The following is a 24,233-nucleotide window of genomic DNA, read 5'->3' on the forward strand; positions in this document are numbered from 1 at the left end:
GGGAGAGGGGCCGAGTGCTTACGTCCTAGAGTTCAACCGTCCGGGGCTCGCGGATGCCGAACAGCGCGATGTAGACCGCGGCGCCGATCGCGAGCGCCATGAAGCCGAGCCGCGGCGGAAGCAGCATGTCGAGCAGGAACGTATAGAAGTCATTGAGCGAAGAGGCATAGAGGCCGGCGAGCGACCAGTCCACCTGGCTCGGATAAATGGCGTGGATATAGGCGAAGCGCAGGAAGCCGCCGAAGCTGCAGAAAGCCACCAGGAAGATGAATAGGGCGAACAGCATCCGGATCAAGAAACCGCGATGGGCCACGAAGCGCTGGCACCACCAGGCCACCAGGGCCGCCAGCAGTCCGGCGAAGCCGACAATGCGAACCGAGTGCTGGGTCTGCTCGTTGACGAGACTGGTGTTCATATAGTCCCCGACCATCAGGGCCCACGTGGACACGCCGATCACGATGGCGAAAGCCGCCGCGAGAATGAACCCGACCACTTTGCTGAATGTCAGCTTTTCCATTGCAGCTTCCCCTCCAACCGCTCGATTGCAGGGGGGAATATGCAAGGGAAACGGCTGGACTGCAATGGATGCGCGCACCCAGGCTTGCCGCTCTTTCCGCTTTGTGGTCCGATCCGCCCCCGAGAAAAGAGAAAGGCGACAAGCTGATGGCATTCGACGACCTCAAGGCAGAACTCGCGCTGCTGATCAACCAGATGGAAAACCAGCCCGAGGATCGCCACGAGCTCTATGAGCAGGTCCGCGAAAAGCTCAATGAGATGCGTGCTTTCGGCATGCCGCTGCCCGAGGATCTCGTGCGGCTCGAAGAAGAGCTGGAGGCCGAATTCGCCGCCGCGAAAAAGCCGAAAACCAGCTAGGCCGCCGAAGCGGTCCTAGAATTCTCGCTTACGAGTTCTCGTCGATCTGCTCGTAGGTCCCGTCCGCCCAGCGATAGACCGCATAAGGCGGCAGGTTCGGGTCGCCCTTGTCGTCGAACTGGAAATCGCCGATCACCGAGTGGATGGTGCTCTCGTCGAGCGCCTTGACGACGGCCGGCGCATCGGTCGTTCCCGCCTTCTTGGCCGCCTCGGCCCAGGCTTGGATCGCCGCGTAGGTATAGAGCACGTAACCTTCCGGCGAGATGCCCTTCGCTTCCAGCCGCTTCACGACGTCCTGGGCAGCCGGGTTCTTCCGCGGGTCCGGGGAGAAGGTCATCAGCGTACCTTCGCCGGCCGGTCCGGTGATGGACCAATATTCCTGGGTCACGAGCGCATCGCCGCCCATCAGCACCGTATCCATATCCTGGTCGCGCATCTGGCGCAGGATGAGCCCCGCCTCGGTGTGGTAGCCGCCGAGGAAGAGCGCATCCACATCGGCCAGCTTCAGCTTGGAGACGAGGGCGGAGTAGTCCTTCTCGCCCGCCGTGATCGATTCCCGGAACACCTCTTGGACACCGTTGGCGTTGAGCGCCTTCTTCACCTCGTTGGCGAGGCCGCGCCCATAGGCTGTCTTGTCGTCGATGATGGCGATGTTCTTGTCGCCGAAATGCTTGGCGAGATAGGCGCCGGCGACTTCGCCTTGTTTGTCGTCGCGGCCGCACACCCGGTAGATGTTGGGCCCCGCGCGCTTGTCCGTCAGGGCCGGGTTCGTGGAGGCCGGCGAGATCATTACGAGATTGCTCTCCGCATAGACGTTCGATGCGGGGATCGACGAGCCGGAGCAGAAATGTCCGGCCACCAGCGCGACATTGTCGCCGGCCATCTGGTTGGCGATCGCGACGGCCTGCTTCGGGTCGCAGGCATCGTCGCCGACTTCCAGCTTGAGCTTCTTGCCGAGGATCCCGCCCGCGGCGTTGATATCGGCCACGGCCGTCTCGCCGCCTGTAGTCATCTGTGTGCCGAGCGATGCGTATTGCCCGGTCTGGGGACCGGCGACAGCGACCTTGATGACGTCGGGATCGTCTTCGCCGTTGCAGCCCGTGAGTGCGATCGCGCACACGGCGACGGCGAGCAGTCCAGTCAAACGCATCATGCCGGTCTCCCTTCGATGGTTGGCGTCCCGTAACGTAGTGACAGGTCACGCGGTCGCCAACCCACCCGGTCGCTCAAATAGTGGGCTCTCCAGACTATCGATCTTTCCAGGTGAGGGGGCTCGTCCGCTCATAGAGCCAGTAATACTGCGTGACCATCTGCGTCGTGCGCATGGTGCGGAAGCCGAGCAGCCCCGCCGCGACAAGGACCGCATAGGTGACGACGTAGTAGTACGGGGACAGCAGGGTGCCGTCGAACAGCGCGTAATCGAAGAAGCGCACCGCGGCCGCCAATAGCGCCATATAGAAGAACAGCCGCCACAGTGGACGCCAGCCGCGCGCCAGGCCGCGCCCGGCGAGGAAGGCGGCGGCGCCACCGATGCTGAGCGTCAGGAGCACGAAGACGCGCAAGCCGTCGTCGCTGATCCAAGGTGCAATCGTCTGGGTCGCCGTGCTCACGATGCGGTCGGCTCCTTGGCCGGTGCGGTGGCACCCTCGAGATACGCGTTGCGCACATCCTCGGAGGCCAGCAATTCATCGCCCGTGCCCGTCATGGTGATGCGTCCATTGACCATCACGTAGCCGCGGTCCGCTAGCTTGAGCGCGTGATAGGCGTTCTGTTCGACCAGGAACACGGTCAGGCCGTCCGTGTTCAGCTCTTTAATGGCTTCGAAGATCTGCTTCACCACGAGCGGTGCGAGTCCCAGCGAGGGCTCGTCGAGCAGAAGCAGCTTGGGGCGCCCCATCAGCGCGCGCGCGATGGCGAGCATTTGCTGCTCGCCACCCGACAGCGTCCCGCCGCGCTGACTGGCCCGGTCCTTTAGCCGGGGGAAAGCTCGAAGACGCGCGCGACATGCGTCTCGAGCGTCGGGCGCGTTGGCGATGATGGCGCCCATTTGCAGATTTTCCATCACGGTCATGCGACCGAAGATCCGCCGGCCCTCGGGCGATTGGCAAATGCCGAGCCGGGCGATCTCATGGGTGGGACGGTGAGTAATGTCCTCACCGTCGAAGACCACGCGGCCGTGGGATGCGCGCGGTCGCCCGCAAATCGTCATCATGGTGGTGGACTTGCCCGCGCCGTTGGCGCCGATCAAAGAGACGATCTCGCCGGGGCGGACTTGGATGCTGACATCGTGCAAGACGGGCAGCCGACCGTAAGCCGCGGTGACGTCTTCGAGCGCAAGGAGCGGCGCAGGTGCGGCGGCGTCATGGCCCAGCCTCCATCGCGGCAGCGTCCTCGTCGGAAACGCCGAGATACGCCCCGATTACATGGGGATCGTTGCGCACCTCGTTCGGCGTGCCGTCGGCGATCTTCTTGCCGTAGTCGAGCACGATGACATGATCCGAGATGCGCATGACGACGCTCATGTCGTGCTCGATGAGGAAGATCGCCGTGCCGTCCTCCTCGCGGATCGATTGCAGCAGCGTGTTGAGCGCCTCACTCTCCCGGGCATTGAGGCCTGCCGCCGGTTCGTCCAGGCACAACAGCCGGGGCCGCGTACACATGGCCCGTGCGATCTCGAGACGCCGCTGATCGCCGTACGGAAGCCCGGCTGCCGCCTCGTCCGCGCGAGACAAAAGTCCTATCCGGTCGAGCCAGGACTTGGCGAGATCGATCGCCTCCTGTTGAGCGCGCCCGAACTGGCCAAGGCCGAGGATGGCCCCGAAGGAATAACCGGACGCGCGCGACAACTCGTTGTGCTGCGCGACCATGAGATTTTCGAGAACCGTCATGCCGGGAAACAGGCGGATGTTCTGAAACGTCCGCGCCACGCGGGCGTCGGCGTTGATCTCGTAATCGGAGAGACGCTCAAGATAGAAGGGCGTTCCGTCGTTGGCGCTGAGCGTGAGCATGCCTTCGGTCGGTTTGTAGAACCCGGTGATGCAGTTGAAGACCGTCGTCTTGCCGGCGCCATTCGGACCGATCAGGGCTGTGATGTCCGCGCCGCCTACGGAGAACGAGACGTCGTCCACGGCGGTGAGGCCGCCGAACCGCATGGTCAGGCGCTCCACATGGAGGAGGGGATTCTCATCCCAGGGTCTGGCGTCACCGCTCATCCGCGCCCCTCGCTGACAAGATCGCCAGAGATGGTTTCTCCGTTGCCGAGAGAGATCGTTGGCGCACGCGACGAGACCAGGCCGCGCGGCCGCCACACCATGATGCCCACCATGGCGATGCCGAACAGAAGCATGCGGTACAGAGCCGGGTCGAACTCCTCGCCGAAGACCGCCTGGAGCCCGGCGGTATGGCGCAAGGCTTCAAACCCGCCGACCATCACGACGGCCGCGATGGCGACGCCGAGCTGGCTGCCCATCCCGCCGAGAACAACGATCGCGAGGATGATCGCCGACTCGATGAAGGTGAAACTCTCTGGACTGACGAAACCTTGGCGCGTGGCGAAGAAGCAGCCCGCCAGCCCGCCGAACATGGCGCCGGTGGCAAACGCGCTGAGCTTAGTCACGGTTGTGTTGATGCCGAGCGAGCGGCAGGCGATCTCGTCCTCGCGCATGGCCTCCCAGGCGCGCCCGACGGGCAGACGCCGCAGGCGCAAGGTCACGAGGTTCGTCGCGAACGCCAGAACCAGAATGAGATAGTAGAGAAAGATGAGGGCGTGCAGACCGTCATAGGGAATGCCGAAGAACTTGTTGAAGGTCATGCCCTCGGCGAAGGGCGAGAATGGCAAGCCGAAGAAGGTCGGCTTCGGAATGCCGGCAACACCGTTCGGCCCGCCCGTTACGTCCGTCCAGTTGAGAAGAACCATACGGACGATCTCGCCGAAGGCCAGCGTGACGATGGCGAGATAGTCGCCGCGCAGGCGCAAGACGGGAAAGCCGAGAATGATGCCCCAGAGCGCCGCCGCAGCTCCCGCAATCGGCAGACAGATCCAGAACCCGAGACCGAAATACGTTGCGAGCAGCGCGAACGTGTAGGCGCCCACCGCGTAGAACGCCACGTAACCGAGGTCGAGCAGCCCCGCGAGCCCCACAACGATGTTCAGCCCCCAGCCGAGCATCACGTAGGTCAGGATGAGGATGGACAGGTCGAACCAATAACGCAGCGGCAGACCGATCCGGAACATCGACTCGAGCGCGTAGGTCACGATCGGAAAGAACAGGGCGAAGAGGATACCGCCTGCGATGAAGATCTGCGCGTAAGGCAGATTTGGGAAGCGCTGGACAATGAAGCGCCGCAACAGGCCGAGCCCGACGAAAAGGAGGACGACGGTCCCAAGGAGTTCGTAGACGGGTTCGCCGACGATGAGGCCCGTCGCGAGCCAACCGGCGCCGAAGACGAGCGCCACGGCGAGCGTCATCCGATCGCGCCTGTCGAACGGTTCGGTGTTGAAGAGCTTCGCGAAAGGCGCGGTGAGCGGATACTCGGCCTGCCAAACGAAGAGGTTCAACGCCAGACGGCCGAAGAACACGATTGCGACAACCGTCAGCAACAGGCCCGGCCGCGGCTCCAGGGTGAGGCCGGTGGCGTCGTCCACCGTGCGCAGGCCCAGCACCAGCGAGAACAGGGCGAAGGCGATAATCGCGGCGAGCAGAGAATCGCTCAGAGCCGAGACGAGTTTGCGGTCGCGGGTTTTGCCGGTTTCCGCCAACCTCACACCTTTTCAACCTCGGGCCGCCCAAGCAGACCCGTTGGGAAGAAGATGAGCACAATGGCAAGCATCGAGAACGCCGCCACGTCCTTGTACTCGATGGTGAAGTACGCTGACCAGAAAGTCTCGATGAGCCCGATGATGAGCCCGCCCAGCATCGCGCCGGGGATCGAACCGATGCCGCCGAACACCGCCGCGGTGAACGCCTTGATGCCGACGATGAAGCCGATGAAGAAATCGATGACGCCGTAATAGAGGAGATACAGCATGCCGGCGACGGCGGCGAGGCCGGCTCCGAGCACGAAAGTGAGCGAGATCGTGCGGTCAACGTCGACGCCCGACAGCGCGGCCATCAGCCGGTCCTGCTCGCAAGCGCGCTGCGAGCGGCCGAGCGCTGTCCGATTGATGAGGAGCCAGAACCCAGCCATCACCAGGACCGTCGTCACGACGATCAGGATCTGAATGTTCGAGACGATCACCGTGAACGAGCCTTGGCTGTACAGCTCGTAGCCGCCGGTGATCACGGGCTGCAGCGGCTTCACCCGCGCGCCCTGCGCAATCTGGATGAAGTTCTGCAGCACGATCGACATGCCGATGGCCGTGATTAGCGGGGCGAGGCGGAAGGAATCGCGTAACGGCCGGTAAGCGACACGCTCAACGGTCCAGCCCCACACCGCGGTCAGGCCGATCGCAATGATGAGAACGAGAAGCAGCGCAAGCGGGATCGCGGTGACGCCGATGGCCGTCAGGGCCAGAAACGCGATCAAGGCGATGAAGGCACCAACCATGAAAACATCGCCGTGGGCGAAATTGATCATGCCGATGATGCCGTAGACCATCGTATAGCCGATCGCGATGAGGCCGTAGATCGACCCCAGCGTGACGCCATTGATGAGCTGCTGCAGGAAATAAGCCATGGATGCCTGCTGCGCCTTCCCCCGTTTGGCTGTGCAGACTCATAACGAGGACACGCGAGCGCGGCACCGTTGGCCCGCTGGCGAGCGGCAATCGGGCCCGCGCGTCAACACCTCGTCTTTTTTAGCAAGAAGGGCGTGTCCTGTGCATGCCCAAATTCAGAGCAAAAGGTGTGAGCCGTCGCAGAATGGCGGGTCGCCCGTGTCCTTGCAGCCACAGAGCAGCGCGGTTTCCGTGCGTTCCGCTGTGAACATCAGCGGCTCGATACCCGTCCCCGCATGGGATCCATCGCAAAACGGCTGTTTCTTGCTGCGCCCGCAGGCACACCACGCGTAGCGTTTGCCCTCTTCGAGCTCAACTTGATAGGGGTTGAGCTGTGGGCGTTCCGGCTCGTCGGTCATTCAGTTTTCCCAGCTTTGTTGTCTAACCAGTAGCCGCGTCCTGCTTAGCCAATTCGGCCTGGAGTGACAAGGAAGGGCTCCCGCCGCGCGTTAACAGGCCCTTGGTTTCTTGGCCTCTAGTCTGCCGTGAATCAGTGGCGCCGGCGAAATGCGGCAAGGAAACGAATTTTTGGAAGACCCCTTGAGTCGAAAGCCTATCCGCATCATAGAGGTCATGAAGCTGCGTCCGGCCTGCTTTCGTTCGACTCTCACGCGGACACGAAAGAGGCGGGACCACGCAGCATCGCAGCGGGGGCATTGTGATTCTGGAGGCCGTCTGTGGCTGAACTGATCTTTGCTCTTCTGGCGCTGGCGCTGTTTTTCGCGCTGGCGATGAACCGTGCTTCCTTCCGGACCTGGGCGATCGCCACCGCGATCTACACGCTGGCGCTTCAAATCGCCTTCGGATTTCCCGTTTGGTCCTTTGTGGGCTGGCTGGTGGCGGGGCTGCTCTATGCGGCGGGCCTGCCGGCCATCAAGCGCACCTACATCACCACGCCCGTGTTTCGCGCGTTGAAGGGCGCGATGCCCTCGATTTCGGAGACAGAGCGGGAAGCGCTAGAGGCCGGCACGACCGGCTGGGATGCGGAACTCTTCAGCGGACGCCCGGACTTTGCGAAGCTGCGCCGCGTGGCGCCGATCACTCTTACGGACGAGGAGCAGGCCTTCCTCGACGGTCCCACCGAGGAGCTGTGCCGGAAGATCGACGACTGGCGCATCCGGCACGAGCTTCACGACATTCCCGACGACATCTGGCAGTTCGTGCGCGAGAAGGGCTTTCTCGGCATGCTCATTTCCAAGGAGCATGGCGGGCTCGGCTTTTCGGCGCAGGCCCAGTCGCTCGTGCTTGGCAAAATCTCGACCAAGAGCCCGGACGTTTGCATCATCGTGATGGTGCCCAATTCGCTGGGGCCCGGCGAACTGATCGAGAACTACGGCACGGCGCAGCAGAAGGCGCATTACCTGCCGCGGCTGGCTCAGGGCCTCGAGATTCCCTGCTTCGCGCTCACCGGTCCCTTCTCGGGCTCGGACGCGGCCTCCATGCGAGATGTCGGCGTGGTCACCAAGGGCATGCATGGCGGTGTCGAGACGCTCGGCATCAAGCTCACCTGGGACAAGCGCTACATCACCCTGGCGCCCAAGGCGACGCTGCTGGGGCTCGCCTTCCGCCTTCTGGATCCGGAAAACCATTTGGGGCAGGGCGAAGAGGTCGGCATCACGTTAGCGCTGGTTCCGACCGATCATCCCGGCGTCGAGACCGGCCGCCGCCATCTGCCGTCAGGAGCCGCTTTCCCCAACGGCCCTACGCGCGGCCGCGATGTCTTCATCCCGATGGAGTGGATCATCGGCGGTCCCGACCGTGCCGGCCAAGGCTGGCCCATGCTGATGAGCTGTCTCGCAGCGGGACGCGCCGTGTCCCTGCCGGCGACGGGTGCCGCCGCGGCCAAGGCGGTCGCCCGCCACAGCACGGCCTATGCCCGCGTACGCAAACAGTTCGGACTGCCCATCGGTTACATGGAAGGCGTCGAGGAGCCGCTCGCCCGCATCGTCGAGAACGCTTATGGGCTGGAAGCGGCACGTGCGGTCACGTGCTCCATGGTTTCCGCCGGCGAGAAGCCGGCCGTGATCTCCGCGCTGCTGAAATATCTGTCGACCGCGCGCATGCGCGAAAGCGTGAACGATGCGCTCGACATTCATGGCGGGCGTGGCATCTGCGATGGGCCGTCGAATTATCTGCAGGCCGCCTATCAGATGGTGCCAGTGGGCATCACGGTGGAGGGCGCCAACATCCTGACGCGCTCTCTCATCGTGTTTGCGCAAGGCGCGCTGCGCAGTCACCCCTATCTGTTGCCCGAGATCGAGGCCCTGAGCGACGAGGACCGCGCCCAAGGGATCGAGCGATTCGAGGCGGTGTTTGACGATCATCGCGCCTTTCTCTTGTCGAACGCCACCGGTGCGCTGTTTCACAACGTGACCTTCGGCGCCTTCGCCGCCGCGCCGCTCGATGCCGGTGACATGAAGCACTGGTGGAAGCAGTTGTCGCGCGCGTCGCGGTCGTTCGCGCTGGTTGCCGATGCGACCGTCGCGCTTCTGGGCGGCGGCCTGAAGACGAAGCAGAAGATCACCGGCCGCATGGCGGATGCGCTGGCCGAACTTTATCTGCTCTCGTCGATCCTCAAGCGCTATCAGGACGATGGACGCCAATGGGCGGATCGCAAGCTCGTGGACTATTGCGCGCAGAATTGCCTCGCGCGCTTCGACGCGGCCCTGCGCGGGGTGCTCGACAATTTCCCCATCCGCTCGGCCGCCTGGATCATGGGGCCGCTCGTGCTGCCTTTCGGTGTGCGGCGCGGCGCGAGCGATAAGGACGGCAAGGCGCTCGTGCGTCAGGCGCTGGAGCCGGGCGCGTCCGCGATCGTCTCACCCGGTACATTTATGTTCCGGGCAATACGGACGACGCCCTGGGGCTTCTCGAAGCGGCTTTCGAAAAGACCATCGCCAATGAAGAGGCGGAGAAGAAGTTGGAACGCGCGATCCGAAAGGGCGAGGTCCAACGCTTCCATGACCGCGACTGGATCAAGCAGGCCGAGGAGAAGGGCGTTCTGACATCCGACGAAGCCCGCGAGCTCGCCGAACTGCGCGAGCTGGTCGCCCGCGTCATCGCCGTCGACGACTTCGCGCCCGACGAGATCGCCCGCAAACCACAGCCGGGCCAGAGCGGCCCGGCCTCCAATCAGCACATCGCCGCCGAGTAGAATTGCACCTATGCCAATCACCATTCCCGACTTGAAAGACTGGACGTTCACGGTCGACTACGAGCGCATCGCCTGGGCGGTCGCGGACCGCGAAGGCGAGAGCATGAACGCGCTGGGGCGCCGTCCCACCGAGGAGCTGGAGAAGATCGTCTCGGCGGTCGAGGGCGCCGAGGCTGGGGAGATCAAGGGCCTTGTGCTGATCAGCGCGAAGGATACGAGCTTCATCGCCGGCGCGGACATCAACGAGTTCGACGCTTACGACACCGAAGACAAGATCAAGGATGCGGTGACGCAGACGCTGGCGCTGTTCGACCGCATTGAGAAGCTGCCGGTCCCTGTGGTGGCGGCGATCCACGGCTACTGCCTCGGCGGCGGGCTGGAGCTGGCGCTCGCCTGCCACTGGCGGATCGCCGACCGCGAGGAGGGGACGCGGCTCGGCTTCCCCGAAGTCAAGCTCGGCATCTTTCCCGGCCTCAACGGCACCGTGCGCGCCATTCGCTCGGCAGGTCCCGTCGATGGCATGACCGCCATGCTCACGGCCAAGATGCTGCGCCCCACGGCGGCGCGCGCCATGGGCCTCGTCGATCAACTCGTCCCCACACGGCATAATCTGCGCTGGGCCGCGCGCAAGGCCGTCCTGAAGAAGCTGCGGTCCAAGGGCGCGCCGTGGTGGAAGAAGCTCATGGCGAAGCAGCCGGTGCGCGGGTTCCTCGCCAAGCAAATGCGCGAGAAGACGGCCGCGAAGGTCCGCGAGGAGCATTACCCGGCTCCGTTCCGGCTGATCGATCTGTTCGAGACCTGTGGCGACGATCCGGAAGCGATGCGCCTTGCGGAAACGGAGATGTTCGCGCCGCTGATGGTCAGCGACACGTCACGCAATCTCCGCCGCTGTTTCAAGCTGTCCGAAATGCTCAAGAGCTCGGCGCCCAAAGGCTCGGCCCAAAAGAGCACGTTCAAGCCGCGCAAGGTTCACGTCATCGGCGCGGGCACCATGGGCGGCGACATCGCCGCTTGGTGCGTGGCTTGCGGGATGCAGGCCAGTCTCCAGGATCTCGACGAAGCACAGATCGACAAGGCGCTGTCGCGGGCCAAGAAGCTGTTCAAGAAGCGCGTGCGCGGGAAGACGGCCTTCGACTCCGCCGTTGCGCGCTTGATCGCGGACCCGGAAGGCAAGCACATCAAACATGCCGATGTGATCATCGAAGCAGTCGCCGAAAAACTCGAGGTGAAGCAGAATCTGTTCGCCGATCTGGAAGGCAAGGCGAAGCCCGGTGCGGTGCTCGCGACCAATACGTCGTCGTGAAGCTCGAAGAGATTGCCGCGCCGTTGAAGGATCCCGGCCGGCTGGTCGGCATTCACTTCTTCAACCCGGTGGCTCAACTGCCGCTCGTCGAGGTCGTGCGTGGCGATGCCACGCGCGAAGAGGAGATCGGCAAGGCCTGCGCCTTCGTGACCGCGATCAACAAGCTGCCGCTAATCGTCAAGAGCTGCCCAGGCTTCCTCGTGAACCGCGTTCTTGCGCCGTACATGATGGAAGCGGTCCGGCTCTATCAGGAAGGGCAGCCGCGCGAGAAGATCGATCAGGCCGCGCTGAAGTTCGGCATGCCCATGGGGCCCATGGAGCTCATGGACATGGTCGGCCTCGATATCTGCAACAAGGTGGGCGAGGAGCTGTCGCTCGCGCCGGAGGGCGAGGGCTCGCAGGACAACGTGCTTGCCAGCCTCGTCAAGCAAGGCAAGCTCGGCAAGAAGACTGGCCGCGGCTTCTACCAATGGGAAGACGGTAAGCCGAAACGCGAGCCGATGGATTTTTCGGACACGGAGCTGACGCGCTTGGGCGAGAAGCTTATGGCGCCGCTTCTGGCCGAGGCAGCCCGCGCGGAAGCCGAAGGCGTGGTTGCCGACGCCGATCATGTGGACGCCGGCGTGATCTTCGGGACGGGCTTCGCGCCGTTCCGGGGCGGCCCGCTGCACTACGCCAAAACGAAGAATGCCGCCGCTGACAAGGAAGCGGCATGACGCTCACAGGACCCGCCCGGTCCCGGAAGGAATGTGGATGACGAATACGACTCTACGTCGCGTTGCGGTGCTTGGCGGAGTGAGGACGCCGTTCTGCCGGTCGCACACGGCGTATGCGGAACTCTCCAACCTCGACATGCTGATGGCGGCCCTCGCGGGTCTTGCCGAGAAGTTTGCTCTCGAGGGCACGCATATCGACGAGGTGGTCGGCGGCGCCGTGGTCACGCACGCGAAGGATTGGAACCTGGCGCGCGAAGCGGTGATCGGCAGCCCCTTGGCCGCCACCACGCCCGGCATCACCATGATGCAGGCCTGCGGCACGAGCCTTCAGGGCGCGCTGGGCATCGCGGCCAAGATCGCGTCGGGTCAGATCGAATGCGGCATCGCCATGGGCTCGGACACGACCAGCGATGCGCCCATTGTCGTCCAGAAAAAGCTCGCCAAGCGCCTCATCGAGGCCTCCCGGGCCAAGAGCTGGGGCCAGCGCCTCGCTGCCTTCAAGGGCATGAGCCCGGGCGAACTCGCCCCCGTGCCCCCCCGACACCCGCGAGCCGCGCACGGGCCTCGGGATGGGCGAGCATTGCGAGTTGATGGCTAAGGAGTGGGGCATTTCCCGCGAAGACCAGGATCTCCTGGCCTATGAGAGCCATAGAAAGGCTGCGGGCGCCTACGACGACGGCTTCATGGACGATCTCGTCGTGCCCTGCGCCGGCGTTTTCCGGGACAACAACATCCGCCCGGATATCTCGCTCGAGAAAATGGCCGAACTGAAACCGGCGTTCGACAAGCAGAATGGGACGATTACTGCCGCGAATTCGACACCGTTAACCGATGGGGCCTCCACGGTGCTGCTGGCGAGCGAAGAATGGGCGGATTCCAAGGGAATTCCGGTTCAGGCCTATTTAACTTTGGGTCGTACTTCTGCCGTAGACTATGTCGAAGGTGAGGGGCTCTTGATGGCGCCGACCGTTGCTGTTAGCGATCTATTGCAGCAGGCGGGCGTGGCCCTTCAAGACTTTGACTATTACGAGGTGCACGAAGCGTTTGCTGCGCAGGTACTTGCGACGTTGAAGGCATGGGAGTCCGAAGAATATTGCCGGGTCCGGCTGGGGCGTGACGCGCCGCTCGGGCCCATCGACAGGTCCAAGCTGAATATCGAGGGCTCGTCGATTGCGATCGGACACCCTTTTGCTGCCACGGCGCCCGAATCCTGGCAGTTTTAGCCAAACTCCTTCATAATAGGGGTGGCAAAAGAGGTTTGATTTCAGTGTGTACCGCGGGCGGAATGGGTGTCGCCGCGATCCTTGAAGGGGTCGGACCATCCAACGCAGCGGATGCGGGTTTGAACGAGAGCGCCGAACAATAGGTGCTCCACCGCCGGATCGAGTGCCGGGTCCAACGAGACCCGTCGGGGACAGGGAGTAATTGAGACACTGCCGAGGCGCGGTCCGTGACCGCGCCTGACCCATGACGGAGGTTCTTATGCGGCACAAAGTTTACTCTGCGGTGATCGGCATGGCCCTTGCGGCCGTGCTCGTTCCGGCGAGCGCCACCACCGCACAGGCTGGCGATCCCACGGGCTATTGGCGCAAGGCCGACCAAGGCAAATATCCCGCGAAGATGCAGCTCTATTACTGCGGCGGGCGCTCCATCTGCGTGAAGATCGCCTGGCTGCAAAATCCCCGCGACAGCAAGGGCCGCGTCTTGCAAGACGTGCGCAACGTGAACCCGTCCTTACGCGGGCGCACCATCGAAGGCATGCACATTATCCGCGGCATGAAGCAGGTGAGTGCCAGTCAGTGGAAGGGCACGGTCTACAACCCCGAGGACGGCAAGACCTATTCGGCGTCTGTCACGCTCGCATCGTCGTCGAAGATCGTCCTCAAAGGTTGTGTCGCCGCGTTCCTTTGCCGCGAGCAGGTGTGGCTGCGGACATCCGCGCCGCCGCCGCCTGAAGAAGAGAAGAAGCCTGAGCCTCAGGTCGAGGCATCGGCAACACCGGCTCCAGCGCCTGCCGCGCCTGCAGCTGCCGCCCCGGCGCCCAAAGCCGCAACGGCCTCCGCGGCATCGACCGGGCTGGCAATTGACAATGTTGCCAGCACCGAGATGCAGACGCCGGCGGCGCCGCAGGGCGGGGCGCCCGGACTGAGCTACCTCAAGGGCGAAAAGGCCAATCAGCACCCTGCGGGCTACACGGGAGAGAGCGTGTCGAGTATGTTCTCGATGGCGTCCCCGGTCGTCCCCAGCGGTGCGCAGACCTCGGCGCAGCCGGCGCCGGCTCCCAGACCGGCAGCTCCCGCAGCGCCGGCGCAAGCCGCCACCACGCCCCAAACGGCGCCCGCACCCGCGTCGCGCCAAGCCTCGATCCAGTCCGAACCGGTCCAGCCCGAGTCAGGTCCGCCGGAAGCCGCCGCATCGGACGCGCAATCCGCCGCACCAGAGGAGTCTGCCGAGGCTGCTGCCGACACGTTCGACCAGCGGCTGAGTTGGCGCGAACGGCGCCAGATGCGCCGTCAGAAGCGCCTCAAGGAACTGCAGCAGCAGGGGCAGAACCTCATTCCCTGGATGCGCCAGTAGCCGGCCCGGTCTCTCAATCCGGATGTAGCAAGAGCCTTCGCCTGGGGGCATGAGCGTTGCTGCGTCTAAGCGCCTGTCTCCGCGCGGAGAGCCTTCTTGGACAGCTTGCCGATCATTGTCTTGGGCAGTTCGTCGCGGAACTCGATCGCCACGGGCAGTTCGAGCTTTGACAGCTTCGGCCGCAAGAACGTCATGAGGTCGACGGCGGTCTCGGTTCTACCGTCGTGCAGGCGCACATAGGCCTTCGGCGCTTCACCTCGATAGGAGTCGGGGATGCCGACGACACAGCATTCGGCCACGGCCGGATGCTCATGGAGCGCGTCTTCGATGCGGCGCGGATAGACCTTGAAGCCGGCTGTGTTGATCATGTCCTTGATGCGGTCGACGATGAAGATGAAGCCATCCTCATCCATGTAGCCGACGTCCCCGGTCCGGAAATACTTGCCGACAAAGACCGCCGCCGTCTCATCCGCTTTGTTCCAGTAGCCGCTCATCACTTGCGGCCCCGCGATGCAGATTTCGCCGGGCTCGCCCATTGGCATTTCGTGTTCGGGGTTTTCGAGGGAGCGGATCGTGATGTCCGTCCGGGGCAGCGGAAGCCCGATCGAGCCGTCCTTGTGCCCGTCGAACGGATTGCAGGTCGCCACGGGCGATGTCTCGCTAAGGCCGTAGCCCTCTACCAACCACCCGCCAATGAACTTCTCGAAGCCCTTCTTGACGTGCATCGGCAGAGCCGCGCCGCCGGAGATGCAAAATTGCAGTGACGAGAGGTCGAATCTGTCGATATGGCGATGGTGGAGCAGGGCTTGGAACAGGGTAGGGACGCCCGGCATGACCGTGGGCCGCAACTTGCCGATGAGCTTCAAGGTTCGGCCCAGCTCGAATTTCGGCATGAGGACGATTTCCATGCCGTTGGCGACCCCAAAAGTCATGACCGTCGTCATGGCGAATACGTGGAACAGCGGCAGTACCCCGAGGATACGGTCCACCACCTCAGGCGGCCGTTGGCCCCACAATCGAACCTGCGCCGTGTTGATGAAGATATTGGCGTGACTGAGCATGGCGCCTTTGGGGGTGCCAGTGGTGCCGCCCGTATATTGGAGAACCGCCACGGCCTCCGGCTTGATCGTGGGCCGGACGAAGCGGCCGTTATTGGCGAGGAGATTGCGTTCGCGCACGATTTTGCGCCGCTGCCGCGACAGACCGACTTTCGCGCGCCGGACTTTGCGCGTCATCATCAGCCCGATCTGTTTCAGCGTCGGCAGGAGAGAGGCGAAATCGGCGACCACGGCCCGCCCGAGGGTTCCGTCTGCGAGGAGCGGTTCGATCTTCTTGAACAGCAGATGGAGGTCGAGCGTCACCATGATTTCGGTACCGCTGTCCCGGATTTGGAAGGCGAGCTCCTCGACGCTGTACAGCGGGTTGAAATTGACGACGGTGCCGCCCGCTTTGAGGATGCCGAAATAGTAGATGAGATAGGTCGGGGAGTTCGGAAGCAGCAGCCCGACCCGGACACCCTCCTGTACTCCGAGCGCCGCCAAGCCCTTGGCCGCACGGTCGGAGAGGGCCCCGATCTCCTCGTAGGTCAGGGTCTTGCCTTCGAAGTAGGTGCACATTCGCGAGCCGTGATGCTCGACCGCCTCGTCGAGGAGGCTGTGGACGAGGCCGGGCTTGAACTCGGCCGTCCAGGACAATCCAGGAGGATAGGATCTCAGCCAGGGCCGGTCCCGGGCGTCTGGTGCGGCCTGCTGAGCCGCTGGATTTGCCTTAACGGCCATTTGTGTGACAGGTGTCTGCCTTGAATTTGCCTTGCGATTCGGATGCTTAGCGGCGCCACGCAATGCGCTGGGGGAGGCAATTCGCCGCAAGCCCCGATTCATCTAGTATTGTAACACGGGGGTTGGCATAGCGCGTGCGGACAGGCATATGACGCCCACAGAATATGCTGAAACGAAGGCAGGGGCAGGCGCAAAAACGCCCATTTTGTTAGCGATTAGAGCATATAGTATCGGACATCGAGCGAGCATGGCGCGGCTAGACTCGGCCAGTTTTTAAGTCTATTCCAATGCCTGACTTGCCCTCGAACTCGCTATGTTTTAGCCAGGGAACATTATATACGGACCCCTCAACGGGGCAGGGAGATTGATATGGACGAGGTGGCCACCAAGATCATTGAGATTCTGCGGAAGAATATGAAGGATCCCTCCAAGGAGGTTACGCTCGAGACGCCTCTGAGCGACCTGGAGATTGAATCCCTCGATCTGGCAGTGATCGTCTTTGATATTGAGGATACCTTCGGAATCGAAATTCCCTATAATGCGAACGAAGAAGTCGAAGCGTTCGCGACGGTCGGCTCGGTTGTCGATCGCGTGAAGGGAATTATCGCAGAGTCGAAGGCCTCGGGCGCAGCAGCTTAGACCAGCCCAACCGCTCGGGAGCTTTCCGGGGTATCGGCCAGGCTTGGAGTTACGGCTTAGCACTACATGACACACTCTAACGGACGCAGGCGCGTCGTGGTCACAGGCCAGGGCGTCGTCACGCCTTTGGGCACGGGCGTTGAAAAGTTCTGGTCTGGATTGAAGGCTGGCTCTTGCGGCATTCGCGAGGTTCAGAGCTTCGAGACCGACGAGCTTTACATCACCATTGCCGGCGAAGTCCCGGATTTCGACCCTCGAGAGCGCGAGCTGAGCAAGCAGCTCCTGATGGCGGACAAGTATTCGCAATATGCGGGCTGTGCCGCGCGCGAGGCTGTGGCGCAGTCGGGGCTCGAAACGCCCATCAGCGACGAAGACGCCTATCGTACGGCCTGCATCATCGGGTCCGGTGTTGGCGGCCTGACCACGCTCGAATTCTCCTACAAGATGCTCTTCAAGGAGAACAAGCGCGCGACCCATCCGCTGACTCTTCTGAAGGCGATCGGCTCGTCTGCCTCGGCGCATGTGAGCATCGAATACGGCATCAAGGGCCCGACCTTTGGCGTCGTCAGCGCCTGTTCTACCGCGACCCATTCGATCGGCGTCGTCTACCAGATGATTCGCAGCGGCCTGATCGACACCGGCGTCGCCGGCGCCGCCGAAGCGTCACTCAACTGGGGTGCCACCCGTGCTTGGCAGGCCATGCGCGTGTTGAGCCCCGACGGACTGTTTCCCTTTTCCAAGGCGCGCAACGGCACCGTTCTCGCCGAAGGCTCGGGCATTCTGGTGCTCGAAGAATACGAGAAGGCCAAGGCGCGCGGCGCACCGATCCTGGCCGAGCTCATGGGCTTCGGCATGACGGCGGACGCCGCGGACATGGTGAACCCTTCCATTGACGGCGCCTCGACGGCCATGAAGATCGCGCTGGACGATGCGCAGCTCGCGCCGTCCGACATCGACTACGTCAACGCCCACGGCACAGCCACGGCGGTGAACGACGTCAACGAGACCCGCGCGATCAAGCACGTGTTCGGCAACGCAGCCAACAACCTGTCCATCTCGTCGACGAAGTCCATGCACGGGCACACGCTCGGCGCCTGCGGCGGCATCGAGGCGGCGGCGTCCATCAAGGCGCTCGAGGAGAACTTCGTGCCGCCGACGATCGGCCTCACGGAGACAGACCCGGAATGCGATCTGGACTACACGCCGAACCAAGGCAAGAAGCGCGACATCAACTACGTGATGTCCAATTCGTTCGCCTTCGGCGGCCTGAACGCCGTGCTCGTGTTCGGTCCGAGCCCGGCTTAGAGCGGTCGACTACCTCAATTCGGAATACTAGTTACCGAGCCACGCGAGGGCGCGCTTAAGAAAAGCGTGCCCGTTTTCCCGCTGCCACTCGCCGTGCGCCATGATCACGCGCTCTGCGGGCCAGCCAAGCACTCTGTCTCGTGCGGCGCGGGCAGTAGCCCGGTCCGTGAAGGACAGACGCCATTCGCGCGGCGCCCCCGGCTTCTTCAGCGTGATGCCGTCGAGCGCGGCCATGGGCCGCTGCCACCACGACCAATGCTCTTTCAGAAAAGCATCGCTGAAAGCTTCGATGAGATCGGCGAGGATCACGGTCTGGGACGGCCGGTGGAAGAACACGATCTCGTCCATCATGATCGAGCCCCGGAACCAGGCTTGATCCAGGTCGGGTTGCCAGGCTGAAGGCGGCGTGTCCCCGAGTGGCGCTTTGAATGGCAGGGCAGGAAAGCGCTTGATGGTGGAGGCCGGTCCCCATAGTGCCGCGTCCGGATAGGCCGCATGCCATCCCGGCAGATAAAGGTGGTGGATCTTGTTGGGGCTCACCAGATGGGCGACCCGCCCCAGCGCATCCACCTCGGCCCTGAGATCCTCGTCCAGCTTGACCGGCGACCAGACCCACAGATCGCCAGTGTCGAAGCGCGCGATCACCATGCGCGTGGGGTAGGGGAAGCTGTAGAAGTCGACGATCGGGCCTTCGGCCAGCCACAGATTATCGCCGACGTGCTCAAGCATCGTCATATCAATCCCAGCCCGCGGAAGCTCGTATGGCCTTGCTTGCCGACGATGATGTGATCGTGGATGACGACGCCCAAAGGCTTCGCAGCGGCGATGATCTGCTTGGTCATCTCAGAAAATCATTTCTGGTAAATAAGTCATTAAAATCAACAGCGTATACCTTTCAGTAGGATCGATAGATTCAGGGGTTTTCTTAGAAAAAATCAAGCGCAGCCTTGTCAATCAACGGGTACGATTTCGGCACTTTTCGAAAAGTTGGTAGCTATATGGTAGCTACGGGAGAGCCAATAATCGAAGCGATCGAGCAGCGACAGAAGGCCATGTGGCCCGAAGAATAACTGGCCGGCGCCAAGTTCAACCGAAGACATTGGTAGGTGACGAAAAATCAATCGAACCACACAGCCAACCGCCAGGGGTGCGGCCGCCAGGTGTATCGAGCAGGCTCAATTCCACCTGAACTGATGGAATTGCTGGAGCATGCAAAGGCGGGGGACGCGGCGCAGCCTTCGACGATAAGTTGGATGTCAGACAGGACGAGAAGCGAGGTACAGCTCGCTCCGTAAGGCAACGCCGCCGCCTCTAGGCCGTGTACTCATAAACAGGCATCGGTTGAACCGATGGTGAAAATGTCTGCTTCACCTCCGGCAGCGGACGTGGGGCGAGTCCACCTCAAAGAGTCCGCTGAGTGCCAACAGCGGCCATGCGAGACGGCGGCCGAGCCAGTGACCGTAGCGAAAATGCCACACGGAGTTCAGTTTAGCTCGTTTTGCCCACGGCTTTGCCCACCAATGGTTGCAATGCTGTCCCAGTCTCTAAAAACTAAACTGGGGGTCTGGAGGCTGATAGGCGGTCCGCTGCGCTTCAGGGGGGAATCGTGAGCAAGCTTATGGTGCGTCGTTTGTTGATGAGCGCGGCTTTCGACAGTCGGTGGGCTGCCATCGTTCTAGCAGTAACACTCGCTGGAACAACGCTGTGGTCATTGCCCGCATCATCCCAAAATGCGACGTGGCTTGCCACGCCGGGCTCAAACAATTTCAACACGGACGCCAATTGGAACCCCGCCACCGTACCAACCGGCACTGCTTTCTTCGATACGTCAAACACCACGAGCATCAGCATTTCGGCTTCCACTACGATCGGCGGATGGACGTTCAACCCCGGCGCTTCCGCCTTCGACTTCACAAACAGCTCTGCTCTGGAATTCACTGGCGCCGGGATAAATATCAGCGGGGGAAGTGCTGCAATCACAAACACCCTAACTAGGACCGTTGATTTCTCAAATGCGAGTTCTGCCGGAAGCCTGATCATAAACAACAACCTCTCGGCATTCGTGAACTTCAACGACGATAGCACTGCCGCTTCCTCAACCATCAACAATAGCGGGCGCGTGACGTTTCTCGACACAAGCACCGCCGGTAGTGCGACCATCAACAACAATAATGGTGTCAATTTCGTCGGCAGCAGTACGGCCGGTAATGCGACGATCATAAACAACGCGGTAGCTGTGAATTTCAACATTGACGCCACCGCAGGCAACGCCACCATCATTAATAACAGCCTCATACGCTTTCTCGGTAATTCCACCGGGGGCCAGGCGATGTTCACCACTACATCAGGTGGCATTACGGACTTTTCAGCCAGTAGCGGCCCGCTGGGCAATAGTGAGTTGAGTGCAGGATCCGTGGCTGGAGCCGGCGATTACTTTCTCGGCGCAAACCAAGTGACTGTTGGTGGCAACGACATTTCTACTGAGGTTGACGGCATTGTCAGCGATTGTGGACCAACCGGTACGGAATGTCAGGATACTGGAGCTACTGGGGGGTCGCTCGTTAAGACCGGCACCGGCACTCTTACCCTCTCAGGGATCAACACCTACACTGGTTCGACGGTGGTCAATCAGGGCGCACTGGTGGTCGATGGCTCGATTGTCTCGACTGTCACTGTCAACAACGGCGGCAGCCTGATGGGTATCGGCACGGTGGGTGGCGTGACTATCGCGAATGGCGGCATCTTAGCGCCCGGCAATTCCATCGGAACGCAAACAGTCTCCGGTGATTTGACCTTTGGCGCGGGCGGGATCTTTGAAGTTGAGGTAGATGCAGCTGGCAACAGCGACCGCGTGATCGTCAACAACATGGGCGCCGTCAATCTGACGGGCGCAACGTTGCGCGTTCTTGCCCAAAACGGCAATTACCAGCCGAGCACGGACTACGTCATAATCCAAAAGGATAGCCCCGGCGCTGTCACGGGTACGTTCGCTGATATCACGACCAACTTTGCGTTTCTGACACCGTCGGTCGTGTATGACGGTGGTGATGGCAATGACGTGGTGCTGACGCTGTTGCGCACTGTAGTGCCGAACACGGGTGGTGGCGATAGCAGCCCGACCTTCTTGAGCTTCTGCTCGGTGGCGGAGACGCAGAACCAGTGTGATGTGGCCCATGCACTGGATAAGTTCCCAACCGACAACCCGCTGTTCCTATCTATTCTCACCCAAACAGCAGACGGCGCACGCCAAGCCTTCGACGCGCTATCGGGCGAAGTCCATGCGACGGTTGCCGGGAGCTTGGTCGACGATAGCCGCTACGCTCGTGAAGCGGTCATGGGCCGGCTGATGCAGGCAAGCCACATGAACGGTGCGTTGGGCGCTAATGGGCCGCAAGTTGCGAGCTACAACGACGGTGCCATGCGCCTTGGCAGCAAGTTCGTCAGCGACGAGATGGCCGCTGCGCCGGAACGGCAACCGCTGGCTTTCTGGACCCAAGGTTATGGCGCCTGGGGTTCATTTGACGGCGACGGCAATGCCGCCACGGCAGACCGCGACCTTGGCGGCTTCATATCGGGCATGGACGCGCATATCGGCGGCTCTTGGCGTGTTGGTTTGGCAACAGGCGCATCCTTCTCAGACGTAAGCGTGGATGCTCGCTACAGCGGGGCCAACACCAAGACCTATCACCTTGGTGGCTACGTCGGCGGCGGTGTCTCCGGCTTTGCACTGCGTGGCGGGGGTCTATGGGCCTGGACCGAGGTCGAGACCTCCCGCGCCGTCGTGTTCCCGAACTTCTATGAGCGTCAGAAGGCAGACTACGACGCCGACACAGGCCAACTCTTTGGTGAAATTGCCTATCCGACAGAGATGGGTGGCGTGGAATTGGAGCCGTTCGCCGGTCTTGCATACGTGTCCGTTGAAACCGGCGGCTTCCGCGAGAAGGGTGGTGCGCAAGCATCTCTACGCACTTCCGGCATTGACCAGGAGGTTGGCTACACCACCGTGGGTCTAAGGGCAGCCAAGACGATGATGTGGGGCGCAATGGCTGTGACCCCTCACATTGAAGCCGCATGGTACATGCGTTTAACGACGTGACGCCGGACGCATCGCTCGCCTTTGCTACCACGGGGATCGGCTTTGCCATTGACGGCGTTCCGCTCGCCGAAGACAGCGCGATCTTGGATGCGGGCCTGGACTTTGCGATCAGCGAACGTCTGACGGCGGGCGTGTCCTACACTGGACAGTGGGCCAACAGCGTCTCCGACAATGGCGTCAAAGGCCGCCTAACCTGGCTGTTCAACTAGCTGCTCACGTCCGCTATGGGTCATGAGCTGACATCAGACAGGCGACGGTTTGCGTCCGCTTGTTGCTGCTAGGCGGACCTTAGTATCCTTTCCCGCCGACCTGCCAAGTCGCCTAGTTTAACTAACCGTCGTACTCGGACGCTCGTTTCAGGACGTAGGCGAACTGCCTGTGGAACTCTGCTTGCCGTCCAAAACCCGGAAAGTAGACGACAGTTCCGCGGTTCAAGACGCTGAAGCCGTCACGTACAAGCACAGCGTCTAAGAGCCGACAAACATTGGCTTTGATTATAACCAGTTCTGGCCGGCCCAAACTGTCGAGGTCCCTGCAAAGCGACGGGTAGTCTCGTTTGATTAGCTCTGTCTTCTTCAAATCAGACAGCTTATTGACGGGCTCATAGGTGGCATCCACCACAACCCAGCCTTTCGCCTGGAACCTGCGGAGTCCATCTGCTTTTGTTGTGGGAGGATCATTCTTAAAGCCGACGTGCTGCATCAAGGCAGCGAAAAGGGGTTCGCTAACCTTTCCGCTGTCGTCATAGAAGTACTTGCCAGAGGCGGGTGGGCTTTCTGCGATAATGGCAAGCTCGACACGCGGCGGCGTGTACGCCTCTCGCAGGCGCATATAGTACTCGCGTCCTGCCCTTACACTAGTCATCTTCCCACCAGCAGTTTCCGCAGCTGGGCAACACTTACAGCAATTCGCTGCGCTTGGCCCAGGTTCATCTCATGTCACCTGCTAGCGAACTGAATATCGAAATCGCCCATTCGGCCAAGGTTCGCATGACACGCCATCGTTGTCGGCATCGAGATGCGTCCAGTACCCGGGCTTACCTCGGCGCGCTGGCGCGAGTCCAACGGCTTCTGGGCTAGCGCAGTTTGCATACGCGAACAGATGGCCAAGCGCGGTGTGTACGGGCCAGGGACTTAGAACGAGATAGAGACCGAGCGCGGTCCCGACGGCGATGGCGAGGTAAGTCCAGCGCATCTAGAGAATCTAATTGCTCTGGATCACTGCTGCGTTAACGTCGGGCAGTTCAGAAACCATGGCAGCTAGGGGTCATTAGCGGACATCGGAACAGTTTAGGGCTAGTCATCGGTGCCGCGCCGATTGCCTGCGATGACTTCGTTGATGAATGACACTGGCCAAACCAAACCGAGTTGTGCGTCTCCGGCGTCCACGGTATGTCGGCGCCCCGAATAAACGCCGATGAAGGCCGTGGCGGTGGTGGGGCCCATCGAGACGGAGCCGTTGCGGTGTAAATGATAGCCCCAGCTCCGCCTGATTACCGGGGCACCGGACATGCCAGGTCGGGAAGCCGTGTCCACGAGAAAGTAGTCCGTGGTCAGGCGAGCCAGCTCGGGCTCGGAAGCAACGCTTCCTCGTTTCCACACGGGGAACGCCGGGGGCTCGGCGCCGAAAGGATAGCCGAGGATGAAGACATCCATACCAATCTGCACGCTGAGATCATCGGAAGTCAGGGTGTTGATCGGGTGTAGGTTGAATGTCGGCTCTTCACCTGAGAAGGGAAGCGGGAGGGCGACGACATCAATCCGACGTCCAGGATGGACGAGCCACTCCGGATTGCCATCCTTATCACGAATGACGATGTCGAATTGCTTCTTTCCGAATGTCGGCGTACGGGGGTTGAAGAGGACGCGGAGCTTGTCAGGCCACGCGGCATGTGGGGAGAGGTTCTCTCCGGTCTGAAAGTTGCGGCACGTCACTACGTGCCAATTAGTGATCAGATAATAGATTTCATCTGCCCTCCAGATAAATCCGGTTCCGCCGCCCAATAAGGTATCGTTGAAGAACTGCTCTATTGGCACGGTGGTGAGAGAGAACTGGTCAATCCTGGTCATGAGGTAT

General features: G+C 61.9%; 20 protein-coding genes and 4 pseudogenes. 10 read left to right on the top strand and 14 right to left on the bottom strand.

Features of this window, described 5'->3' with window-relative positions:
• Positions 1 to 25 precede the first annotated feature (25 nt).
• A complete protein-coding gene (locus tag AUC70_RS13155; RefSeq protein WP_069445275.1) occupies positions 26 to 517 on the bottom strand; it encodes a hypothetical protein in 492 nt (163 codons plus the stop codon).
• Between AUC70_RS13155 and AUC70_RS18945 the strand changes: the two genes are divergently transcribed.
• Positions 517 to 873, top strand: coding sequence for a hypothetical protein (locus AUC70_RS18945; RefSeq protein ID WP_425283604.1), 357 nt, complete (start codon positions 517 to 519; stop codon positions 871 to 873). The two genes, AUC70_RS13155 and AUC70_RS18945, sit on opposite strands and share 1 nt — an antisense overlap.
• 28 nt (positions 874 to 901) lie before the next feature.
• Here AUC70_RS18945 and AUC70_RS13165 read toward each other — a convergent pair whose 3' ends face one another.
• From AUC70_RS13165 to AUC70_RS13195, 7 genes are all read right to left on the bottom strand, one after another.
• Positions 902 to 2,026 (bottom strand): branched-chain amino acid ABC transporter substrate-binding protein, encoded by a 1,125-nt coding sequence (locus AUC70_RS13165; protein WP_069445276.1) that lies wholly within the window; start codon positions 2,024 to 2,026, stop codon positions 902 to 904.
• A 94-nt stretch (positions 2,027 to 2,120) separates the two neighbouring features.
• Entirely contained in the window at positions 2,121 to 2,483 is a 363-nt protein-coding gene (locus AUC70_RS13170) for a DUF6867 family protein (protein ID WP_244505627.1), read from the bottom strand.
• Positions 2,480 to 3,175, bottom strand: coding sequence for an ABC transporter ATP-binding protein (locus tag AUC70_RS13175; RefSeq protein ID WP_244505647.1), 696 nt, complete (start codon positions 3,173 to 3,175; stop codon positions 2,480 to 2,482). Before AUC70_RS13175 ends, AUC70_RS13170 begins: the two co-directional genes overlap by 4 nt.
• Before the next feature lie 58 nt (positions 3,176 to 3,233).
• The gene (locus tag AUC70_RS13180) at positions 3,234 to 4,085 is read right to left on the bottom strand and encodes an ABC transporter ATP-binding protein (RefSeq protein WP_069445278.1); all 852 of its coding nucleotides are present in this window, start codon (positions 4,083 to 4,085) and stop codon (positions 3,234 to 3,236) included.
• Positions 4,082 to 5,587: a high-affinity branched-chain amino acid ABC transporter permease LivM gene (gene livM, locus AUC70_RS18440; protein ID WP_425283611.1), complete on the bottom strand. Its 1,506-nt coding sequence runs from the start codon at positions 5,585 to 5,587 to the stop codon at positions 4,082 to 4,084. Before livM ends, AUC70_RS13180 begins: the two co-directional genes overlap by 4 nt.
• Before the next feature lie 47 nt (positions 5,588 to 5,634).
• Positions 5,635 to 6,549 (bottom strand): ABC transporter permease subunit, encoded by a 915-nt coding sequence (locus tag AUC70_RS13190; protein WP_069445279.1) that lies wholly within the window; start codon positions 6,547 to 6,549, stop codon positions 5,635 to 5,637.
• Between the two features lie 156 nt (positions 6,550 to 6,705).
• The gene (locus tag AUC70_RS13195; protein ID WP_045366569.1) at positions 6,706 to 6,948 is read right to left on the bottom strand and encodes a CDGSH iron-sulfur domain-containing protein; all 243 of its coding nucleotides are present in this window, start codon (positions 6,946 to 6,948) and stop codon (positions 6,706 to 6,708) included.
• 372 nt (positions 6,949 to 7,320) lie between these two features.
• Between AUC70_RS13195 and AUC70_RS13200 the strand changes: the two are divergent.
• The 6 genes and pseudogenes from AUC70_RS13200 (at position 7,321) to AUC70_RS13215 (ending at position 14,339) form a co-directional block, all read left to right on the top strand.
• Positions 7,321 to 9,743, top strand: a pseudogene (locus AUC70_RS13200) (acyl-CoA dehydrogenase).
• 10 nt (positions 9,744 to 9,753) lie between these two features.
• Positions 9,754 to 11,046 (top strand): enoyl-CoA hydratase-related protein, encoded by a 1,293-nt coding sequence (locus tag AUC70_RS13205; RefSeq protein ID WP_280138257.1) that lies wholly within the window; start codon positions 9,754 to 9,756, stop codon positions 11,044 to 11,046.
• Entirely contained in the window at positions 11,043 to 11,762 is a 720-nt protein-coding gene (locus AUC70_RS18170) for a 3-hydroxyacyl-CoA dehydrogenase family protein (protein WP_280138258.1), read from the top strand. Before AUC70_RS13205 ends, AUC70_RS18170 begins: the two co-directional genes overlap by 4 nt.
• Before the next feature lie 37 nt (positions 11,763 to 11,799).
• A complete protein-coding gene (locus AUC70_RS18650; RefSeq protein ID WP_342022393.1) occupies positions 11,800 to 12,360 on the top strand; it encodes a thiolase family protein in 561 nt (186 codons plus the stop codon).
• Positions 12,353 to 13,128, top strand: a pseudogene (locus AUC70_RS18655) (acetyl-CoA C-acyltransferase). The gene AUC70_RS18650 and the pseudogene AUC70_RS18655 overlap by 8 nt, the downstream one beginning before the upstream one ends.
• Before the next feature lie 116 nt (positions 13,129 to 13,244).
• Positions 13,245 to 14,339, top strand: a complete 1,095-nt coding sequence (locus AUC70_RS13215) for a DUF2147 domain-containing protein (RefSeq protein WP_158007456.1) — start codon at positions 13,245 to 13,247, stop codon at positions 14,337 to 14,339.
• A gap of 65 nt (positions 14,340 to 14,404) precedes the next feature.
• Here AUC70_RS13215 and AUC70_RS13220 read toward each other — a convergent pair whose 3' ends face one another.
• Positions 14,405 to 16,117, bottom strand: a complete 1,713-nt coding sequence (locus AUC70_RS13220; RefSeq protein WP_069445281.1) for a long-chain-fatty-acid--CoA ligase — start codon at positions 16,115 to 16,117, stop codon at positions 14,405 to 14,407.
• Between the two features lie 369 nt (positions 16,118 to 16,486).
• Here AUC70_RS13220 and AUC70_RS13225 point away from each other — a divergent pair, with 369 nt between their 5' ends.
• Together AUC70_RS13225 and AUC70_RS13230 are read left to right on the top strand one after the other, a co-directional pair.
• Positions 16,487 to 16,756: an acyl carrier protein gene (locus tag AUC70_RS13225; RefSeq protein WP_045366578.1), complete on the top strand. Its 270-nt coding sequence runs from the start codon at positions 16,487 to 16,489 to the stop codon at positions 16,754 to 16,756.
• A 66-nt stretch (positions 16,757 to 16,822) separates the two neighbouring features.
• Positions 16,823 to 18,061 carry a beta-ketoacyl-[acyl-carrier-protein] synthase family protein gene (locus AUC70_RS13230; RefSeq protein WP_069445282.1) on the top strand — a complete coding sequence of 413 codons (1,239 nt, stop codon included), beginning with the start codon at positions 16,823 to 16,825 and terminating at the stop codon, positions 18,059 to 18,061.
• A 27-nt stretch (positions 18,062 to 18,088) separates the two neighbouring features.
• On the opposite strand, the gene AUC70_RS13235 is transcribed toward AUC70_RS13230, so the two are convergent.
• Together AUC70_RS13235 and AUC70_RS16445 are read right to left on the bottom strand one after the other, a co-directional pair.
• Entirely contained in the window at positions 18,089 to 18,796 is a 708-nt protein-coding gene (locus tag AUC70_RS13235; protein WP_244505628.1) for a DUF4336 domain-containing protein, read from the bottom strand.
• Positions 18,793 to 18,906: pseudogene (locus AUC70_RS16445) on the bottom strand (JAB domain-containing protein); the annotation flags it as partial. The pseudogene AUC70_RS16445 and the gene AUC70_RS13235, both read right to left, overlap by 4 nt.
• 1,484 nt (positions 18,907 to 20,390) lie before the next feature.
• Here AUC70_RS16445 and AUC70_RS16450 point away from each other — a divergent pair.
• Positions 20,391 to 22,366, top strand: a pseudogene (locus tag AUC70_RS16450) (autotransporter family protein).
• 121 nt (positions 22,367 to 22,487) lie between these two features.
• Here the strand turns inward: AUC70_RS16450 and AUC70_RS13255 are convergent.
• The 3 genes from AUC70_RS13255 to AUC70_RS13260 all read right to left on the bottom strand — a co-directional run bounded on the left by AUC70_RS13255 (position 22,488) and on the right by AUC70_RS13260 (position 24,226).
• The gene (locus tag AUC70_RS13255; protein ID WP_069445286.1) at positions 22,488 to 22,988 is read right to left on the bottom strand and encodes a hypothetical protein; all 501 of its coding nucleotides are present in this window, start codon (positions 22,986 to 22,988) and stop codon (positions 22,488 to 22,490) included.
• 114 nt (positions 22,989 to 23,102) lie between these two features.
• Complete coding sequence (locus AUC70_RS16455) at positions 23,103 to 23,351, bottom strand: excalibur calcium-binding domain-containing protein (RefSeq protein WP_083241571.1); 249 nt, start codon at positions 23,349 to 23,351, stop codon at positions 23,103 to 23,105.
• 101 nt (positions 23,352 to 23,452) lie between these two features.
• Positions 23,453 to 24,226, bottom strand: coding sequence for a S1 family peptidase (locus AUC70_RS13260; protein WP_069445287.1), 774 nt, complete (start codon positions 24,224 to 24,226; stop codon positions 23,453 to 23,455).
• Between the last annotated feature and the right edge of the window lie 7 nt (positions 24,227 to 24,233).

Origin of the sequence: Methyloceanibacter stevinii, assembly GCF_001723355.1 — a bacterium.
Lineage (GTDB): Bacteria > Pseudomonadota > Alphaproteobacteria > Rhizobiales > Methyloligellaceae > Methyloceanibacter > Methyloceanibacter stevinii.

Bases quoted from the DNA above. Each gene is read 5' to 3' on its own strand.
- AUC70_RS13190 (WP_069445279.1), bottom strand. From the start codon at position 6,549: ATGGCTTATTTCCTGCAGCAGCTCATCAATGGCGTCACGCTGGGGTCG.
- AUC70_RS13235 (WP_244505628.1), bottom strand. From the start codon at position 18,796: ATGACGATGCTTGAGCACGTCGGCGATAATCTGTGGCTGGCCGAAGGC.
- AUC70_RS13215 (WP_158007456.1), top strand. From the start codon at position 13,245: ATGCGGCACAAAGTTTACTCTGCGGTGATCGGCATGGCCCTTGCGGCC.
- AUC70_RS18650 (WP_342022393.1), top strand. From the start codon at position 11,800: ATGACGAATACGACTCTACGTCGCGTTGCGGTGCTTGGCGGAGTGAGG.
- AUC70_RS13155 (WP_069445275.1), bottom strand. From the start codon at position 517: ATGGAAAAGCTGACATTCAGCAAAGTGGTCGGGTTCATTCTCGCGGCG.
- AUC70_RS13220 (WP_069445281.1), bottom strand. From the start codon at position 16,117: ATGGCCGTTAAGGCAAATCCAGCGGCTCAGCAGGCCGCACCAGACGCC.
- AUC70_RS13205 (WP_280138257.1), top strand. From the start codon at position 9,754: ATGCCAATCACCATTCCCGACTTGAAAGACTGGACGTTCACGGTCGAC.
- AUC70_RS13260 (WP_069445287.1), bottom strand. From the start codon at position 24,226: ATGACCAGGATTGACCAGTTCTCTCTCACCACCGTGCCAATAGAGCAG.
- AUC70_RS13230 (WP_069445282.1), top strand. From the start codon at position 16,823: ATGACACACTCTAACGGACGCAGGCGCGTCGTGGTCACAGGCCAGGGC.
- AUC70_RS13180 (WP_069445278.1), bottom strand. From the start codon at position 4,085: ATGAGCGGTGACGCCAGACCCTGGGATGAGAATCCCCTCCTCCATGTG.
- AUC70_RS13165 (WP_069445276.1), bottom strand. From the start codon at position 2,026: ATGATGCGTTTGACTGGACTGCTCGCCGTCGCCGTGTGCGCGATCGCA.
- AUC70_RS13195 (WP_045366569.1), bottom strand. From the start codon at position 6,948: ATGACCGACGAGCCGGAACGCCCACAGCTCAACCCCTATCAAGTTGAG.
- AUC70_RS16455 (WP_083241571.1), bottom strand. From the start codon at position 23,351: ATGCGCTGGACTTACCTCGCCATCGCCGTCGGGACCGCGCTCGGTCTC.
- AUC70_RS13225 (WP_045366578.1), top strand. From the start codon at position 16,487: ATGGACGAGGTGGCCACCAAGATCATTGAGATTCTGCGGAAGAATATG.
- AUC70_RS13255 (WP_069445286.1), bottom strand. From the start codon at position 22,988: ATGCGCCTGCGAGAGGCGTACACGCCGCCGCGTGTCGAGCTTGCCATT.